At 67.9% G+C, this 336-nt stretch carries 1 protein-coding gene; it reads left to right on the top strand.

From position 1 onward, the window contains the following. Positions 1-2 precede the first annotated feature (2 nt). The coding region (locus SB751_RS28890; RefSeq protein ID WP_410748894.1) for an MBL fold metallo-hydrolase at positions 3-336 on the top strand (334 nt) is incomplete at its 3' end.

Raw genomic sequence — 336 nt, 5'->3', positions numbered from 1 at the left:
GCCTGGCCGCCGCCACCGAACTGACCCTCACGCCCTACAACCCCGGCAACGACGCCATCTTCCAGGTTTCGTCCGTGCTCGTCAGCGGCCAACGCGAGGCAATCCTGATCGATGCCCAGTTCGGCAAGTCGCAGGCCGAACAGTTGGTGGCGCTGGTGCGCGCCAGCGGCAAGACGCTGACCACCATCTACATCAGCCACGGCGACCCGGACTTCTACTTCGGGCTCGACACCGTCCTGGCGGCGTTTCCGCGGGCCAAGGTCGTGGCCACCGCCCCCACCGTGCGCCATATCCGCGACACCGTGGACGCCAAGCTGGCGTTCTGGGGCCCGAAGC

This window comes from Cupriavidus sp. SIMBA_020 (assembly GCF_046535395.1).
In the GTDB taxonomy this organism is placed as follows: Bacteria; Pseudomonadota; Gammaproteobacteria; order Burkholderiales; family Burkholderiaceae; genus Cupriavidus; species Cupriavidus campinensis.
Note: the sequence above shows the minus strand (reverse complement) of the source record. Positions and strands in the feature narration are given on the sequence as shown.